At 55.2% G+C, this 16178-nt stretch carries 18 protein-coding genes; 10 read left to right on the top strand and 8 right to left on the bottom strand.

The window, feature by feature from the left end:
• Positions 1-6: 6 nt before the first annotated feature.
• Positions 7-528 (bottom strand): RNA pyrophosphohydrolase, encoded by a 522-nt coding sequence (locus FNL37_RS13665; protein WP_159356507.1) that lies wholly within the window; start codon positions 526-528, stop codon positions 7-9.
• A 203-nt stretch (positions 529-731) separates the two neighbouring features.
• Here FNL37_RS13665 and FNL37_RS13660 point away from each other — a divergent pair, with 203 nt between their 5' ends.
• The 4 genes from FNL37_RS13660 (at position 732) to FNL37_RS14090 (ending at position 3439) form a co-directional block, all read left to right on the top strand.
• A complete protein-coding gene (locus FNL37_RS13660; protein WP_244948307.1) occupies positions 732-1727 on the top strand; it encodes a YVTN family beta-propeller repeat protein in 996 nt (331 codons plus the stop codon).
• Positions 1728-1789: 62 nt separating this feature from the next.
• Positions 1790-2311, top strand: a complete 522-nt coding sequence (locus tag FNL37_RS13655; protein WP_015829476.1) for an SRPBCC family protein — start codon at positions 1790-1792, stop codon at positions 2309-2311.
• A 195-nt stretch (positions 2312-2506) separates the two neighbouring features.
• On the top strand, positions 2507-2926 hold the full coding sequence (locus FNL37_RS13650) for a pilin (RefSeq protein WP_159356505.1): 420 nt from the start codon (positions 2507-2509) through the stop codon (positions 2924-2926).
• An 81-nt stretch (positions 2927-3007) separates the two neighbouring features.
• On the top strand, positions 3008-3439 hold the full coding sequence (locus tag FNL37_RS14090; protein ID WP_159356504.1) for a pilin: 432 nt from the start codon (positions 3008-3010) through the stop codon (positions 3437-3439).
• On the opposite strand, the gene FNL37_RS13640 is transcribed toward FNL37_RS14090, so the two are convergent.
• Positions 3440-4204 carry a 3',5'-cyclic-nucleotide phosphodiesterase gene (locus tag FNL37_RS13640; protein WP_159356503.1) on the bottom strand — a complete coding sequence of 255 codons (765 nt, stop codon included), beginning with the start codon at positions 4202-4204 and terminating at the stop codon, positions 3440-3442.
• Positions 4205-4353: 149 nt separating this feature from the next.
• Between FNL37_RS13640 and FNL37_RS13635 the strand changes: the two genes are divergently transcribed.
• Entirely contained in the window at positions 4354-5004 is a 651-nt protein-coding gene (locus FNL37_RS13635) for an alpha/beta hydrolase (protein ID WP_159356502.1), read from the top strand.
• A gap of 65 nt (positions 5005-5069) precedes the next feature.
• On the opposite strand, the gene FNL37_RS13630 is transcribed toward FNL37_RS13635, so the two are convergent.
• Positions 5070-6473 carry a hypothetical protein gene (locus FNL37_RS13630; RefSeq protein ID WP_159356501.1) on the bottom strand — a complete coding sequence of 468 codons (1404 nt, stop codon included), beginning with the start codon at positions 6471-6473 and terminating at the stop codon, positions 5070-5072.
• Positions 6474-6638: 165 nt separating this feature from the next.
• Between FNL37_RS13630 and FNL37_RS13625 the strand changes: the two genes are divergently transcribed.
• From FNL37_RS13625 to folE2, 4 genes are read left to right on the top strand one after another with little or no spacing between them, the layout of a single operon-like run.
• Complete coding sequence (locus FNL37_RS13625) at positions 6639-6872, top strand: exodeoxyribonuclease VII small subunit (protein ID WP_013441429.1); 234 nt, start codon at positions 6639-6641, stop codon at positions 6870-6872.
• On the top strand, positions 6872-7759 hold the full coding sequence (locus FNL37_RS13620; RefSeq protein ID WP_159356500.1) for a polyprenyl synthetase family protein: 888 nt from the start codon (positions 6872-6874) through the stop codon (positions 7757-7759). Before FNL37_RS13625 ends, FNL37_RS13620 begins: the two co-directional genes overlap by 1 nt.
• 1 nt (position 7760) lies before the next feature.
• On the top strand, positions 7761-9602 hold the full coding sequence (gene dxs / locus FNL37_RS13615; protein WP_015829470.1) for a 1-deoxy-D-xylulose-5-phosphate synthase: 1842 nt from the start codon (positions 7761-7763) through the stop codon (positions 9600-9602).
• 51 nt (positions 9603-9653) lie between these two features.
• On the top strand, positions 9654-10460 hold the full coding sequence (gene folE2 / locus FNL37_RS13610) for a GTP cyclohydrolase FolE2 (RefSeq protein ID WP_013441426.1): 807 nt from the start codon (positions 9654-9656) through the stop codon (positions 10458-10460).
• A gap of 91 nt (positions 10461-10551) precedes the next feature.
• Here folE2 and FNL37_RS13605 read toward each other — a convergent pair whose 3' ends face one another.
• From FNL37_RS13605 to FNL37_RS13585, 5 genes are all read right to left on the bottom strand, one after another.
• On the bottom strand, positions 10552-11196 hold the full coding sequence (locus FNL37_RS13605; RefSeq protein WP_159356499.1) for a retropepsin-like aspartic protease family protein: 645 nt from the start codon (positions 11194-11196) through the stop codon (positions 10552-10554).
• A 22-nt stretch (positions 11197-11218) separates the two neighbouring features.
• The gene (locus tag FNL37_RS13600) at positions 11219-12364 is read right to left on the bottom strand and encodes an MFS transporter (protein ID WP_159356498.1); all 1146 of its coding nucleotides are present in this window, start codon (positions 12362-12364) and stop codon (positions 11219-11221) included.
• 31 nt (positions 12365-12395) lie between these two features.
• On the bottom strand, positions 12396-13481 hold the full coding sequence (gene aroC, locus FNL37_RS13595) for a chorismate synthase (protein WP_159356497.1): 1086 nt from the start codon (positions 13479-13481) through the stop codon (positions 12396-12398).
• Between the two features lie 69 nt (positions 13482-13550).
• The gene (locus FNL37_RS13590) at positions 13551-14258 is read right to left on the bottom strand and encodes a type 1 glutamine amidotransferase (protein ID WP_159356496.1); all 708 of its coding nucleotides are present in this window, start codon (positions 14256-14258) and stop codon (positions 13551-13553) included.
• A gap of 88 nt (positions 14259-14346) precedes the next feature.
• The gene (locus FNL37_RS13585) at positions 14347-14883 is read right to left on the bottom strand and encodes a pseudouridine synthase (protein ID WP_159356495.1); all 537 of its coding nucleotides are present in this window, start codon (positions 14881-14883) and stop codon (positions 14347-14349) included.
• Between the two features lie 22 nt (positions 14884-14905).
• Between FNL37_RS13585 and icd the strand changes: the two genes are divergently transcribed.
• Positions 14906-16144, top strand: coding sequence for an NADP-dependent isocitrate dehydrogenase (gene icd / locus FNL37_RS13580; protein WP_015829465.1), 1239 nt, complete (start codon positions 14906-14908; stop codon positions 16142-16144).
• Positions 16145-16178: the final 34 nt, after the last annotated feature.

The following is a 16178-nucleotide window of genomic DNA, read 5'->3' as shown; positions in this document are numbered from 1 at the left end:
CCTTGCTCAGGAGGCAATAATGGAACTGCTGTGATTGCGCGGTTTTTTGCGCGTATCCCCGCTGAGGTGAGCCGCAAGCTCATTCAGGGCCAGGCGATACACCTCGCGCTTGAACTCAATCACACTCTCCATGGGCACCCAATACTCGCTCCAGCGCCAGGCATCAAACTCAGGATGCGTGCTGGCACGCAGTGACACATCCGAATCGCGACCTACCATACGCAGCAGGAACCAGATCTGCTTCTGGCCGCGATAACTACCGCGCCACTCACGCTTGATCCAGTTGGTGGGGACTTCATACCGCAACCAGTCGCGGGTGCGGCCAAGAATTTTGACGTGCTCCGGGCGCAAGCCAACCTCTTCCATAAGCTCACGGTACATGGCTTGCTCGGGCGTTTCGCCGTGCTTGATGCCACCCTGCGGAAACTGCCAGGAGTGTTCGCGAATACGCTTGCCCCAAAAAACCTCATTGCGGGCATTGCATAATATGATGCCGACATTCGGGCGATATCCATCGCGATCTATCATGACGTACTACCTTAATAATTTAGTGTAATTTTTTCACACTTCAGCCCCGATTGAAAGCCGCATGCCAACTTGCCTTACTGGAAGCCAGAGGATCACGCCTGCAGGCCGTGCAAATTCGGGAATATCACCTGCCAAGCGCGCCTTGACGCTGTTTGCAAGCCCCCCGTATACTGCGTAGTCAACCATATCGGCTTTTCAAGCGTTTGATTCACATCACAACCATTCCGCAGATCCGCTTTCCATTGAAACCGTTGCTTATCTTCCTTGCCGCATTCTCCGCCTGTATCGCATGGTCATGCCAGGCTGGCGGCTTTGCCTACATCAGCAATCAGGGGAATAACACGGTATCGGTGATTGATCTTGCGTCGAATCAGGTCATTGCCAGCATAGAAGTTGGCAAAGCGCCTGTTGGTGTCGCGACTTCTGCAGCCCTGGGCCGCACCTATATCAGTAATGTCGACGGCCAATCCATCAGCGTGATTGACTCTCAGCATTACAAAGTATTGCAAGAGTTGCCATTGCATGGCTCGCCGGTCGGCATTGCCCTCTCGCCAGACAGCAAAACCCTGTTTGTCGCCGACTGGTTTGAAGACAAGATACTGGCGCTGGATACCGCCGATCTTACACAACAGCGCACAGTCAATGTCGGCAAGGCGCCAGCAGGCATTATCGTCAGCCCGGATGGCAAGCAGCTTTATGTTGCCAATCGCGATAGCAACGATGTCGCCATCATTGATACCGCCAGCATGCAGATCGTCAAGCGTATTGCCGTGGGTGAACACCCATTTGGCCTGGGCCTTAGCCGGGATGGCAAGCAGCTTTACGCCGTTAATGTTTATAGCAACAGCGTTTCCATGATTGATACGCAAACACACCGGGTCAACACCATCAAGGTGGGGGAACATCCTTATTGCGTCACGGTCAGCACAGATGGCAGCCGCATCTACGTCACCAATACGCAAAGCGACAATGTCTCGGTAATTGATGTTGCCCAGCAAAAAGTCATCAGCATCGTGCCGGTGGGAGGTTACCCCGAAGGCATCAGTTTTGATCATGCGAACCAGCGGGTATATGTTGCCAACTGGTTCGACAACACGGTTTCAGTGATCGACGCCAGCAACAATAAACTGGTTAATACCATTGCCACGGACAAGCAAAGCCGGGCATTTGGCCAGTTTATTCAGGAGACGGCGCACTGAGAATGAATCCAGCCCCGGATTCGGATTTAGCACCAAGACTTTTATCAACGGAGAAAAATCGCATGAAAAAACTACTCGCCCTCATTGCCATGGCCGTCATTCCATTGACCGCCGCTGCGCACGGTCCATCGCCACAAAAAGTTGAAAAAACAGTCACCATCAAGGCTGAACCAGCCAAGGTGTGGGCGCTGATCAAGGACTTCGGCAACATGCAGAAATGGCACCCCGCCGTTGCCAGCACCAAGCTGGAAACCAAGGATGGTGACACCTATCGCCTGCTGACCCTCAAAGGCGGCGGCACCATCTACGAAAAACTGCGTAGCGCTGACGATGCCGACATGAAGCTGAAATATGAAATCGTGGAAGGCGTATTGCCCGTGGCTGATTACAACTCCTTCATCACCGTCAAGGCAGGCCCTGGCGCTGGCGAAAGCACCGTGACCTGGGTAGGTCGCTTCTACCGCGTGTACAAGCTGAACCCACCTATCCCACCAGGTCAGGATGACGAATCCGCCATCAACGCGGTGACCGGTGTCTACGACGCTGGCCTGGCCAACCTGAAGAAAGTGGCTGAAGGCAAATAATTGCCATCAGCAAACGGTGACATTTTTTGTCACTGAAAATCAAAAAAGCGGATGACACCATCCGCTTTTTTTATGCCTGCGTTATGCTTGATTCATCTGATAAACGAAGTGATCAACCAACACCCCGTTTATCGACGCAACACCCCTGGCAGACATCTGCTAGAGACTCTCCTAAATTGATTGAAAGGTGATGACATGAAAAACGCACAGCAAGGTTTTACTCTTATCGAACTGATGATCGTGGTCGCGATTATTGGTATTTTGGCAGCGGTAGCCATTCCGGCTTATCAGGATTACACCGCTAAAGCTCAGGCTTCTGAAGCATTCATACAACTAGACGGCCTGAAATCCACTATCGCCAGCACTATGTCCGAAGACCCAACGGCAGCCAATTGTGGCGTAACAGCTGCTCCAGCCGATGGCAAATACACGACAATCGCTCAGCCAACCAACGCTAACGGTGTTTGTACCGCAACTGCTACCATCAAAGCAGCTGGGGTCAATAGCAATATCGCAAATAAAACCGTTATCATGACCTACACAGCCTCAACCAATGCGTTTACATATAATGGCGGTGACTTGGAAGCAAAATATCGTCCTAAAGCTTGGCAATAATAAATTCGGTTATGTCTAAAAAGCCCTGCACATCTGAGCAGGGCTTTTTTCCATCATCATTGCTCAACCCAGAGGTACATCATGAAAAAGAATCACGGGTTTACTTTGATCGAACTCATGATAGTGGTGGCTATTATTGGCATTCTTGCCGCTATTGCAATTCCGTCCTACCAATCCTACATAGGAAAAGCGCAAGCCTCGGAGGCTATTTCATTGATGGATGGGCTCAAATCGACAATGGCAGAATTGCTGTCTCAAGACCCCTCGGAATTTAATTGCACAGTCCCCGCTTCGGCGGCTACTTCAGGCAAATATGTAGCCTCGACCACCGGAACTTGGGCCAGTCCTGTATGCACGATAAGCTCAACATTTAAAAATTCTGATGTGACCAATGGCATAGAAAACACAACGATTAAAATGACTTATGATGTCAGCAGTGGTGTATTTGAAACCAGACAGTCAATAACGGGCGGCACTATTCCTACGCGTTTTCTTCCAGAATCCTGGAAGTAACTACAGCTTAAACACCTGCATATTCTGCAGGCTTTTCAAGGCAACGTGTTCAGCGCGCGCCTCAATCTGATACATGATCTCCCCTCCCTCGCCCGGCTTCAGATGGGTAATGTAAATATGGGCGGATCGCTCCAGTTTACTCAATTCTTGAAACAATAATGCCGGGCACAGATGCTTGGACGCTTGTGCCAATTCCTTCTCACCATCGCCAAACGCTGTTTCAATCAGCACATATTTAAGGTTTTCAATCCTGTTTACCTTTTCCCACAGGGCATCGCACGTGGTCGTGTCACCCGTGAATACGATGCTATTACTACCACTATCCAGCCAGTAGCCAACGGCGGGAACCGTATGATTAGCAGGTAGCGGAGTAATGCTGCGTCCGCTTAAGCTTACGGCTTTACCTAGCGCGACCTCGGCGTAGCGCATCAAGGGACTTGTTTCGCTGGGGACCACGCTGAAATCAGGCCAGATGATCCAGTTGAAGATGTGGGTTTTAAGCGCATGCAAGGTCTCGGGGAGCGCATAAATAGTCACGGGCGCTTCGCGCAGACCAGCCACCGTATCCAGCATCAGCGGCAAGCAGGCAATATGGTCCAGGTGCGAATGGGTGAGGAAGACGTGATCAATTTTCGCCATCTGCTCAATACTGAGATCGCCCACCCCGGTGCCTGCGTCGATCAGGATATCGTCGTCCACCAGCAATGAGGTCGTGCGCAGATTGCCGCCTATGCCGCCGCTACATCCCAATACTTTCACTTGCATGGCGCTCGCTCCATATAGCCCCGCTTCCGTCTTTTGTTATGATAGATGCTTGCCCACTGCCTGACAGACGGGCATGGCACGATGGTAGCGCGTATTCCCCGCCCAGCCTAGCAGCGCCCGGCCAACAACATTATCTGGATAATCCACACATGCTCGAAAAAATCACCCTGGAACCTCAAGCGCTGGCGACCGCCAGCATTATCTGGCTGCATGGCCTGGGCGCCGATGGTCATGATTTCGTGCCGATTGCCGAGGAGCTGGACTTGCCGCAAGTGCGGTATATTTTTCCGCATGCGCCGGTACGGCCTATCAGTCTCAACAATGGCTACCCCATGCGCGGCTGGTACGATATTTTTGGCCTGGGGCTGGATAGCCAGCAGGATGAAGCGGGCATACGCGCCATGCAGGCCGAGATCGAAACCCTTGTTCAGGATGAAATAGCGCGTGGAATCCCGGCTGAGCGTATTGTACTGGCGGGCTTTTCACAGGGGGGCGCCATGGCGCTGCAAACAGCATTGCGCTACTCGCATCGACTGGCTGGCGTGCTCGCGCTCTCGACTTATTTACCACTCAAGCAGACATTGGCTAATGAGAAACACGCCGCCAACCAGGCGACGCCCATTTTCATGGCGCACGGCACGGACGATAGCGTGATTCTGCCGGCGACGGCGGCTATCTCGCGGGATGTATTCCGGGAGAATGGCTATGCGCTGGAATGGCATACCTACGACATGCCGCATAGCGTATGCGCCGAAGAAATTGACGACATCCGCCAGTTTTTGCAGCGCGTGCTGCGTTAAGGCTCATCGCTTTCCGGCACGCGGCATACTCTTCAACAACCTCGAGCATGCCCGGGCGCAGCGCGTTAATCGCGCACCATGACGGCTATGCGCACCCAGTCGGCCTGCTGTTCCAGCACATCGCCCAGCGTGGCACGATAATCGGAATGCTCCAGATGCATTACCAGTTCGCCAACGTCGGCTTGCGGCTGCAGAGGCAGCAGCAAACTCGGCGGCCAGTTTCTGTCGTCATCGCGCCCCAGGTAAAGACCAGGAATGGGCTCTTCGTCGGCAGGTGGGTCTTCTGTCGTCAGCTGCACATAGGCCGGCGTATAGGAAATCACTTCCAGGCCGACATAAAGCTCGCGCCCCGGCCGCTGCTGGAGGCTACGCACCACGGCCAGCACTTCCATATCCGGATTCAGCGCAAACTGCAGAGATAGCAAGGCGCCGGGCTTGACCCACAGATTCAGGTCCGCATTCACGACAGCGCCCAAGCCAAATACGCTCTCGTTCTGCACCTCCCACGAATTGGGCAGGGGCTGCACATCATCCGGATGAAGAAAAGTCGGGCGGTAGGCTTCGTTTCGGATTTGCTGACATACGGCAAACAGGCCATTGACCGCTTGCGCCAGCTTGGAGACGGCGGCACGCTCGACGCGTCGGCGTTGCTCACGCAGATCAGACCAGGCCATGATAAGCAGGTCAATGATCTGGGCGCTTCGGACTGTCGTGGCGTCTGGCAATATCGGCAGGCTGATGGCGCCAGCAGAGAGCTGCTCGCGCATCTGCTCCAGATCACGCAAGATCATCTCAATCACCCAGCAGCGAAAATTTTCAGTCGGCGTAAAGTTGCGCAGACGACGGGCACCGACATCCTGCCCCAGGTCGACAAACATGGCATGCGGCCGGTCGTCGCAATGCGCCGTGACTGCCACTTGCACGCTCCACTGCGCTACCCAGCGATCCAGCGCTTCGATTTCTGCTTTCTGCATGCTGCTGAGATTGATGCTGTCCAGCATCAGAATATGCACATAGCCAGACTGAAATGCCGGGATATCCAACCGCAAGCGTTCGGCCAGCAGATAATCCGCATGCAGCTCCAGCCAGTAACGCTCGGGGATAGGCTGATAACGCAGATAACACCATTTGGCGATCAAGGCCATGACCTGCAGCTTTTCCAGCAGCAATTGCATGAGCTGCTGCTTGCTTTGGCGGGCCATCAAGGCCTTGATATGGTTGGTGCATGCCACGCGCGATTGTTGCAGATGCTCGCCGACGGTACGCACAATGCGGTTTTCCATCACGACATCGAGCTTGGGCGTGGTAGCAAAGTAGCGCGTCAGTGACAGCAAATCCGGCCGACACGATTGTTGCAGATAGATCACCGCTTCAAGATCACCGAGCGGCATGGCTTTGGACAAGGCCTGGTTGGCTGACTCCAGGCGAACCAGCCAGCCTTCGTCCAGCGAGGTAGCATTCTTCATCATCGTTATTGCAGCCTGCGCTGCTCCCTGTTGTATTGTTATTCCCGACCCTGCATTTAGCCCTGACAAAGATATAGCGTAAACTATATAATTCAGGCTAGAAATGCATACTCGTTATCGCCTCGCGGCCTTCATTTTACAGACGCACGCCCCAGAATAATCAATGTCATGAGCAAAAAAATTGCCGATGCGCCACTCACTTACGAAAGTGCTGTGAGCGAACTCGAAGCACTGGTTCAGCAGATGGAGACCAACCAGCTACCGCTGGAGCTCTCGCTGGCCGCCTACAAACGCGGGGCCGAGTTATTGAAATTCTGCCAGCAGACCTTGGCCGATGTCGATCAACAAGTTCAGATACTGAACGATACCCACCAACTCAAATCTTTTAGCGATCAACAATAATGGATTTCAACGCATGGTCGCTGGATATCCAGACCCGCATGGAGCGGGTGCTGGACGACATATTACCTGCTGCAAATATCATACCATCGCGCCTGCATGGGGCGATGCGCTATGCTGTGCTGGGCGGAGGCAAGCGCGTTCGCGCCCTGCTCGCCCACGCTGCGGGGGAGTTCTGTCAGGCGCCGATTTCGGCGGTGGAACAATCAGCCGCTGCGGTAGAGCTGATACACGCTTATTCCCTGGTGCATGACGACATGCCCTGCATGGACGATGACGATCTGCGCCGCGGCAAACCCTCCTGTCATAAACAATACGACGACGCCACCGCACTTCTGGTCGGTGATGCCCTGCAAACGCTGGCCTTCAAAGTGCTGGCGGAGCCGGGGCTGCTTCGTGATGCAGCACGCCAATTGCATATGGTGCATATTCTGGCGGTGGCGAGCGGCTCCCGCGGCATGGCCGGTGGGCAGGCAATTGACCTTGCCAGCGTGGGCCTCGACCTGACGCAGACCGAACTGGAACAGATGCACATCCACAAAACCGGTGCGCTGATTCGCGCGGCCGCCCTGCTGGGCGCCGAGAGCGCGGATACGGTTGATGCCGACCGCGTCAAAGCCGTCGACCACTATGCCCAGGCGATCGGCCTCGCCTTCCAGGTGGTGGACGACATTCTCGATAGCGAAGCCGACACCACCACGCTGGGCAAAACCGCTGGCAAGGACGCCGACAGCAACAAGCCGACCTATGTCACCATCCTCGGTCTGGAGCGGGCAAAGCAGCTGGCGCAAGAACTTTACGACGAAGCCCTGGCCCCATTGGCCGCTTACGGGGATTCCGCCTTACGCCTGCAGCAGCTGGCTAAATTCATTACGCAACGCAGCTTCTGATATGTATCCATTACTCGACACTATCCAATCGCCGGAACAGCTACGATTACTTGATCGCAAGCAGCTTCCCGAGCTGGCCCAGGAACTGCGCACCTTTGTGATTGATAGCGTGGCGCGCACGGGCGGCCATCTTTCATCCAACCTGGGCGTGGTTGAGCTGACCATCGCCCTGCACTATGTATTCAATACCCCGGAAGACCGGCTGGTGTGGGATGTCGGCCACCAGACCTACCCGCACAAGATTCTGACCGGACGCCGCGATGGCATGGCCGATCTGCGCATGCCGAATGGCATCGCCGGATTCCCGCGTCGCAACGAAAGCCCATACGATACCTTTGGCACGGGGCACTCCAGCACCTCGATCTCCGCCGCACTGGGCATGGCGATTGCCGCCCAGCAGCAGGGTTCAGAGCGCCGCGCGGTTGCCATCATCGGTGACGGTGCCATGACCGCCGGTATGGCCTTTGAGGCGCTCAACAACGCAGGGGCGATGGATGCCAACCTGCTAGTGATTCTCAACGACAATGACATGTCGATTTCGCCGAATGTGGGCGCCCTGCACAACTATCTGGCCAAGCTGCTTTCCGGCCGCTTTTATGCGTCCATGCGCCGCTCCGGCGAGAAGGTGCTGGGCGTGGTGCCACCCATGCTGGAATTTGCCAAGCGTGCGGAAGAGCACGTCAAGGGCATGGTCACGCCAGGCACACTGTTTGAAGAGTTCGGGTTTAACTATATCGGCCCGATTGACGGCCACGATATTGAAACCCTGATTACCACGCTGAAAAATATCCGCAAGCTCAAGGGCCCGCAATTTCTCCACATCGTCACGCAAAAAGGCCATGGCTATGCGCCTGCCGAGGATAATCCCGGCAAATACCATGGCGTGGGAAAATTCGATCCGAGCAATGGCTGCTCTGTTGCCACCAGCAGCAAAAAAACCTACACCCAGGTATTCAGCGACTGGCTGGTCGACATGGCAGAACAAGACGAGCGCCTGATCGGTATTACCCCGGCCATGTGCGATGGATCTGGCCTGAATGCCTTTGCCGAGAAATTCCCCAAGCGCTTTTTTGATGTGGGCATTGCCGAGCAGCATGCCCTCACCTTTGCCGCGGGTATGGCCTGCGATGGCATGAAGCCGGTGGTCGCCATTTACTCGACATTTTTACAGCGCGCGTACGATCAACTTATTCACGATATTGCATTGCAAAACCTGCCTGTCGTGTTTGCAATTGATCGCGCTGGCCTGGTGGGTGCCGATGGCCCGACCCATGCGGGCAGCTTTGATTTGAGCTTTATGCGCTGCATCCCCAACATGCTGATCCTGACGCCGTCGGATGAAAATGAATGCCGCCAGATGCTGTATACCGCCTATCAGCATGATGGCCCCAGCGCGGTGCGCTACCCTCGCGGTGGCGGCCCTGGTGCCGTCATTGAAAAGGTCATGACAGCCCTGCCCATCGGCAAGGGCGAAGTGCGCCGCCATGGCAAGAACGTTGCCATACTGGCCTTTGGCAGCATGCTGACACCCGCGCTGGTAGCTGGTGAAAAGCTGGATGCCACCGTCGTCAACATGCGCTTCGTCAAGCCGCTGGATGTGGCCCTGATTGCCGAGTTGGCCGCCAGCCATAGCCTGCTGGTGACGGTAGAGGAAAACACATTACTCGGTGGCGCAGGCGCGGCGGTGATGGAAGCATTGCAGCAGATCAATCCGCAAGTGGCTACCCTTAGCCTGGGCTTACCGGATACCTTCATTGATCATGGTGTGCATGAAACCATGCTGGCGGAATGCGGTCTCAATGCGGAAGGCATCATTGCCTCAATTGAGAAAAAATTAACCTAGTAGTATACTCAAGTATTACACCGCACTCTCTTTACGATATTGGAACGCCCCATGAACCAGCCAGTTACACCAGCCATTGAAGATGTCCAGAACACGCCGGATACGCGACATCTCGCCATCGACAAGGTGGGGATCAAATCCATACGCCATCCGGTAAAGGTCAAGGACAAAACTGGCGGTGTGCAGCATACGGTCGCCATGTTTGACATGTATGTGCATCTGCCGCACAACTTCAAGGGCACCCACATGTCGCGCTTTGTTGAGATTCTCAACATGAACGAGCGCGAGATTTCGGTGGAGTCCTTCGAGACTATCCTGCGTGCCATGGTAGAGCGGCTGGAAGCAGAGTCCGGTTACGTCGAAATGACCTTCCCGTACTTCATCAACAAGGCAGCGCCGATCTCTGGCGTGCAAAGCCTGCTGGATTATGAAGTCACCTTCATTGGTGAAATCAACAAGGGCAAATTTGATATCACGGTCAAAGTCATGGTCCCGGTCACCAGCCTGTGCCCATGCTCCAAGAAGATTTCCAACTACGGCGCGCACAATCAGCGTTCGCATGTGACCATCACTGCCCTGATCAATGATTTCATCTGGGTGGAAGACCTGATCCGCATCGTGGAAACACAAGCTTCCTCCGAGCTGTTTGGTCTGCTGAAGCGTCCAGATGAAAAATACGTCACCGAGCATGCCTATGACAATCCCAAGTTTGTGGAAGACATGGTGCGCGATGTAGCAGCCCAACTGAATGTGGAAAAGCGCATTGTGAAATACGTGGTGGAATCTGAGAATTTCGAGTCCATTCACAATCACTCGGCCTATGCCTTGATCGAGCGGGATAAACGTATCCAGGCTTAACGCTGGCAAGCCTTGTAGCGAGCTGAAAATAAAAAAGCGCATCCCACCAGATGCGCTTTTTTGTTGCCGAAACCCAGCAAAAATCGCAAGGTCAGTATTTTTTGGTCAACGTCATGGTGATACCGTCGCGCCGCATTTCCATGCGGTTCAGCGCACTCATGCCCAACAATACCATCGCGGGCGAACCACCCTCCAGCACCACACAATCGACCTGATTCAGGATCACGTTTCCCAGCTTCAGCGTATTGATCACCACGCGGTACCCCACCTCCTCCCCCGAGGCAGTATGGATAGGAATGCGAACTCCCTTTTTGTAATCAATGCCTGCATACACCGCATCACCACTGTTCATGGCGATCAATGTAGCCCCGGTATCAACCAGAAATCGGAGCTCGCGGCCATTCACCATGCCATCCGTCACAAAGTGCCCGGCTCCATCGGCATAAAGAGTGACACTGGCAGGGCCGGTGGCCTGATTTCCCGCCACAGTAGCGGCCTGCCCCATCCCTAGTTCACGCCGCTTGCCGTCCACCTCAAGCACCGCCCGGCTGGTATCGGCCGCCACCAACTTGACGCCTTCACGCGAGACCTGGCCCACAGAAAGAGTCTGCGGCTTACCCTTGTTGATAATCAGCATCGCCTTGTTGTTAAACAGGGCCACCACATTGATATCGGTATCCGCATGCACGGCAAACGGCCACAGGCAGAGCAAAGCAAGAGTGAACAGCCGCGGCATGCGGGTCTCCTTCAGAGAGGACTCAGTGGTTTTTCTTGGGCATCAGCCAGGCAAATAACAGGCAGCCCAGCATAGCGCAACTGGCCGAGAGGGTAAATGTCCAGCTGGGACCCAGCGTATCCCAGGCATAACCACTGGCAATCGCTCCTGCCGTGCCGCCCATGCCATAAGAGACGCTGGTATACAGTCCCTGCCCTTTGGACTGATGACGGCCCTTGAAGTATTGATGGGTCAGCGCCACGGCGGCGGCGTGATAAGAGCCGAAGGTTGCCGCATGCAGGGTCTGCGCCAGCAGAATCAGCACCCAGCTATCCACCGCCCAGCCAATCACACTGAATCGTACAAAGGCCAGGACCAGGCTGCCCATCATGATGCGGCGCAAGCCGAACATGGCAGTCAGCCGCGGCATGCCAAGAAAAATCAGAATCTCGCACACCACGCCCAGCCCCCATAACCAGCCGACATGGGTGGCGCTATAACCATGCGCCACCAGATAGATCGAGTAAAAGGTGTAATACACACCATGCGCCGCCGACATGGTGAAACAGGCGACCATCAGCGCGATCACTTCGCGCCGGCGAATAATCGCCCAGAGTGATCCGGCATCATCATGGTGCCGAAGTACGGCGGGATCATTCAGCTTGAGTGAAAACAGAAACACCCCGACCAGCAAACCCAGCACCACCCACAGCAGCGCCCGGATATCACTGAAATCCAGCAGGTAACCGAGGCCAATGACGGCGGCAATAAATCCGATCGACCCCCACAGGCGGATGCGGCCATACCGATCAAACCTATCCCCCAGATGCCCGAGCGTGACTGCCTCAATCAATGGCAAGGAAGCACTCCAGAAAAAACTCAACGCCAGCATCACCGCAAACAGCCAGGCAAATGAGGTCCCGAAGAAGACACCGGCATATGCCAGCAGGCTCAAGCCCGCCAGCCATTGGATGATACGGACGCGATGGCCCAGATGATCGGCCAGCCAGCCCCACAAACTGGGCGAGAATATGCGCGCCACCTGAAACAGCGACATGAGAATCGCGATCTGGAAAGCGCTGAAGGCGAGGGATTTCAGGTAGAGACTCCAGAACGGCGTAAAGGCGCCGACGAAGCCAAAATAGGCAAGATAAAAACCAGACAGACGCCAGTAGAGAGACTTATGCATACCGGACGTCTGCGGTTTTATTCAGAGAAAATCAGATATGTGGTGTGGGGGTCACAACATCGCCGCATTGCGCACGATGACGCAAGGCGTGATCAATGAGCACCAGCGCCATCATGGCCTCGGCAATGGGCGTCGCACGCACACCGACACAGGGGTCATGGCGACCAGTCGTCTGCATGGTGAGTTCGTCGCCCTGCTTGTCGATGGAGCGGCGCTCCTGGGGAATGCTGGACGTTGGCTTGAGCGCGAGGTGGACTTCAATATCCTGCCCGCTCGAAATACCGCCGAGTATGCCGCCGGCATGATTGGTGGCAAAACCATGCGCCGTCAGCTCGTCGCTATGTTCCGAGCCACGCTGCGCCACGCTGGCAAAACCTGCGCCGACCTCAACGCCCTTGACGGCATTGATGCTCATCATGGCGTATGCCAGCTCGGCATCCAGACGATCGTAGACCGGCTCGCCCCAGCCAACTGGCACGCCACGGGCCACCACGGAAATGCGGGCCCCCACGGAGTCACGCTCGGCGCGAATCTTGTCCAGATAAGCCTCAAGCTCAGGCAAGATGGTGCGATTGGGCGCAAAGAAGGGGTTTTCTGCGACAGCATCAAAGGTCTCGAAGGGAATGGTCAGCTCACCCAGCTGGCTCATATAACCCTGAATGGTGACGCCGTAACGCTCTTTCAACCACTTCTTGGCAATGGCGCCTGCCGCCACACGCACTGCCGTTTCGCGGGCACTGGAGCGGCCACCACCGCGGTAATCGCGGATGCCGTATTTCTGCCAGTAGGTGTAATCAGCATGGCCGGGGCGGAATGTCTCGGCGATCTTGCCGTAATCCTGGCTGCGTTGATCCTGATTGCGAATAATGAAGCCTATCGGCGCGCCGGTGGTTTTACCTTCAAACACACCAGACAGGATTTCAACCGTATCCGGCTCCTTGCGCTGCGTGACATGGCGCGAGGTACCGGGTTTGCGCCGGTCCAGCTCCACTTGCAGATCAGCCTCGCTGAGGGCCATGCCCGGCGGACACCCGTCTACCACACCGCCAATGGCGGGGCCGTGAGACTCACCGAAGGAGGTAAGTGTAAAAAGTGTGCCTAGTGTATTGCCGGACATGAGATTCTCTTGCGTATAAGCCTGAAAAGGCTGAAGTTTACCATAAGCGCCAGACTGGCATGCCGCGCCTCAAGCCTTGAGTCCGCGAATCCATTGCGTGTAGACGCGCTCTGCCGTTTTCTGCAGCACCGCCACATTTGCACTTAGCGCCGCCGTGATATCGGCGACCTGTTGCACACCAGGGCTGGCCGCAGCGGCCTGGATTTCATCCGCTCCGACACGGCACCAGTCCAGCACCATTTGCTCGGTCATTTCAATATGGCATTGCAAGGCCAGGTGCTTGCCGATGGCATAAGCCTGATTCTCACAATACGGGCTGACCAGCAATGGAGTCGCCGACGGTGGCGGCGCAAAGGTTTCACCATGCCAGTGGAATGCCAGAAAATGGGCTTGATCACCAAACCAGGCTTTTGCTTCCGGCGCAGCCGTTGGTGACACCTCGCCCCAGCCGATTTCCTTGATCGGGTTCAGCGTTACCTGACCGCCGAGTGCCTGACTGATCAGCTGGCCGCCCAGACAGTGCCCCAGCAGCGGGATATCCAGTGCATACGCTTCACGGATAAGGCCCAGCACAGGCGCTATCCATGGCAGATCATCATGCACACTCATGGGGCCACCCATCAAGACCACGCCACTGTAGTCGGCAATCGATGTGGGCAAGTTTTCACCCTGATCAATCTTCAATAATTGCCAGGGGATCTGGTGCGCATCCAGAAACTGCGCAAGAAATCCGGGACCTTCAACCGCAGCGTGACGAAAAATGATGACGGGCTTCATGCGTAATCCTCATAAAAAGCGGGTTAATTAAAAAACGACATCCATCAGAGATAGCTTTTCTGGCAACCGGCTGGCTGACACAAAACCATCAGGTCGCCAGTATCTTAAACTCGCCAGGTTGCAACCCGGCCAGGGTATGTGCGCCTATCGCATAGCGTATCAACCGGAGGGTAGGAAAGCCGATCTTGGCCGTCATGCGCCTTACCTGGCGATTCTTGCCCTCACTGATGCGGATTTCCAGCCAGGTGGTGGGAATGGCTTTGCGCTCGCGGATGGGCGGAACCCGTGCCCATAGATGGGCAGGCTCGGCAATAATCTTCACCTGTGCAGGCTGAGTCACAAAATCGCCCAAATCGACACCACGGCGCAGCGGCGAGAGTGCTTCATCGTCCGGCGCACCTTCCACCTGAGCCCAATATATCTTGATTTCTTTATGCTTGGGGTGCGCAATCCTGTGTTGCAAGCGGCCGTCATCGGTTAAAATGAGCAAACCTTCGCTGTCCGTATCTAGTCTCCCCGCTGCATATACATCCGGCATCGCGATGTAATCCTTGAGCGTGGGATGATTTTCATGCGCGCTGAACTGGCAAACTACGCCAAAAGGCTTGTTGAACAGAATAAGCATTTAATTTCTAGGGATCTACTCAATGTCTACAAAAATCGTTGTGCCTGGCTTTGGCGAAAAAATCACCGTAAACGCAGATAACTCTCTCAACGTTCCCGATCAGCCGATTATCCCATTTATTGAGGGCGATGGCATTGGCGTTGACATCACGCCCCCCATGATCAAGGTTGTGGATGCTGCGGTAAATAAGGCCTACAGCGGCAAGCGCCAGATTGCCTGGATGGAAGTGTACGCTGGTGAAAAGGCCACCAAGGTATATGGAGACAATACCTGGCTGCCTGAAGAAACCATGAAAGCCGTGCGCGACTATGTGATCTCGATCAAGGGCCCGCTGACAACGCCAGTAGGCGGTGGCATCCGCTCGCTGAATGTGACCCTGCGTCAGGAACTGGATCTGTATGTCTGTCTGCGCCCGGTACAGTACTTCACTGGCGTGCCCAGCCCGGTTAAACACCCGGAAAAAACCGACATGGTGATTTTCCGTGAAAACACCGAAGACATTTATGCTGGTATCGAGTGGGCGGCAGGGACCGATGAAGTCAAGAAAGTCATCGACTTCCTTTCCGACATGGGCGTGCGCAAGAAAATCCGTTTCCCCGAAACCTCTTCCATCGGCATCAAGCCAGTATCGGTGGATGGCAGCAAGCGCCTGGTTCGCAAGGCTATTCAATATGCGATCGACAACAACCGCAAATCGGTGACCATTGCCCACAAAGGCAACATCATGAAATTCACCGAAGGAGGATTCAAGACCTGGGGCTATGAAGTTGCCAAGGAAGAGTTTGGCGCGGTGGAGATTGATGGCGGCCCATGGTGCAAGCTGCCAAATGGCATCATCATCAAGGATTGCATTGCCGATGCCTTCCTGCAGGAAATCCTGCTGCATCCGCAGGACTATGACGTGGTAGCCACCCTGAATCTGAACGGCGACTACATGTCCGATGCGCTGGCCGCGCAGGTAGGTGGTATTGGCATTGCGCCAGGCGCCAATCTGTCGGATACCGTGGCCATGTTTGAGGCAACACACGGCACTGCCCCCAAGATTGCAGGCAAGGATATCGCCAACCCAAGCTCACTCATCCTCTCCGCTGAGATGATGCTGCGCCACATGGGCTGGGCAGAAGCCGCCGACCTGGTGCTAAAAGGCGTGGGGCAAGCGATTAGCGCCAAACGCGTCACGCATGACTTTTCCTCGCAAATGGAAGGCGCTACGCAAGTGGGCAGCGCTCAATTTGGCGACGAAATCATCAACAACATGTAATCAGCCAGCCATGTTAGCCACGCCATGCGGGTGG

The organism is Methylovorus glucosotrophus (assembly GCF_009858335.1).
GTDB lineage: Bacteria > Pseudomonadota > Gammaproteobacteria > Burkholderiales > Methylophilaceae > Methylovorus > Methylovorus glucosotrophus.
This window is presented reverse-complemented; position numbering and strand designations above follow the sequence as displayed.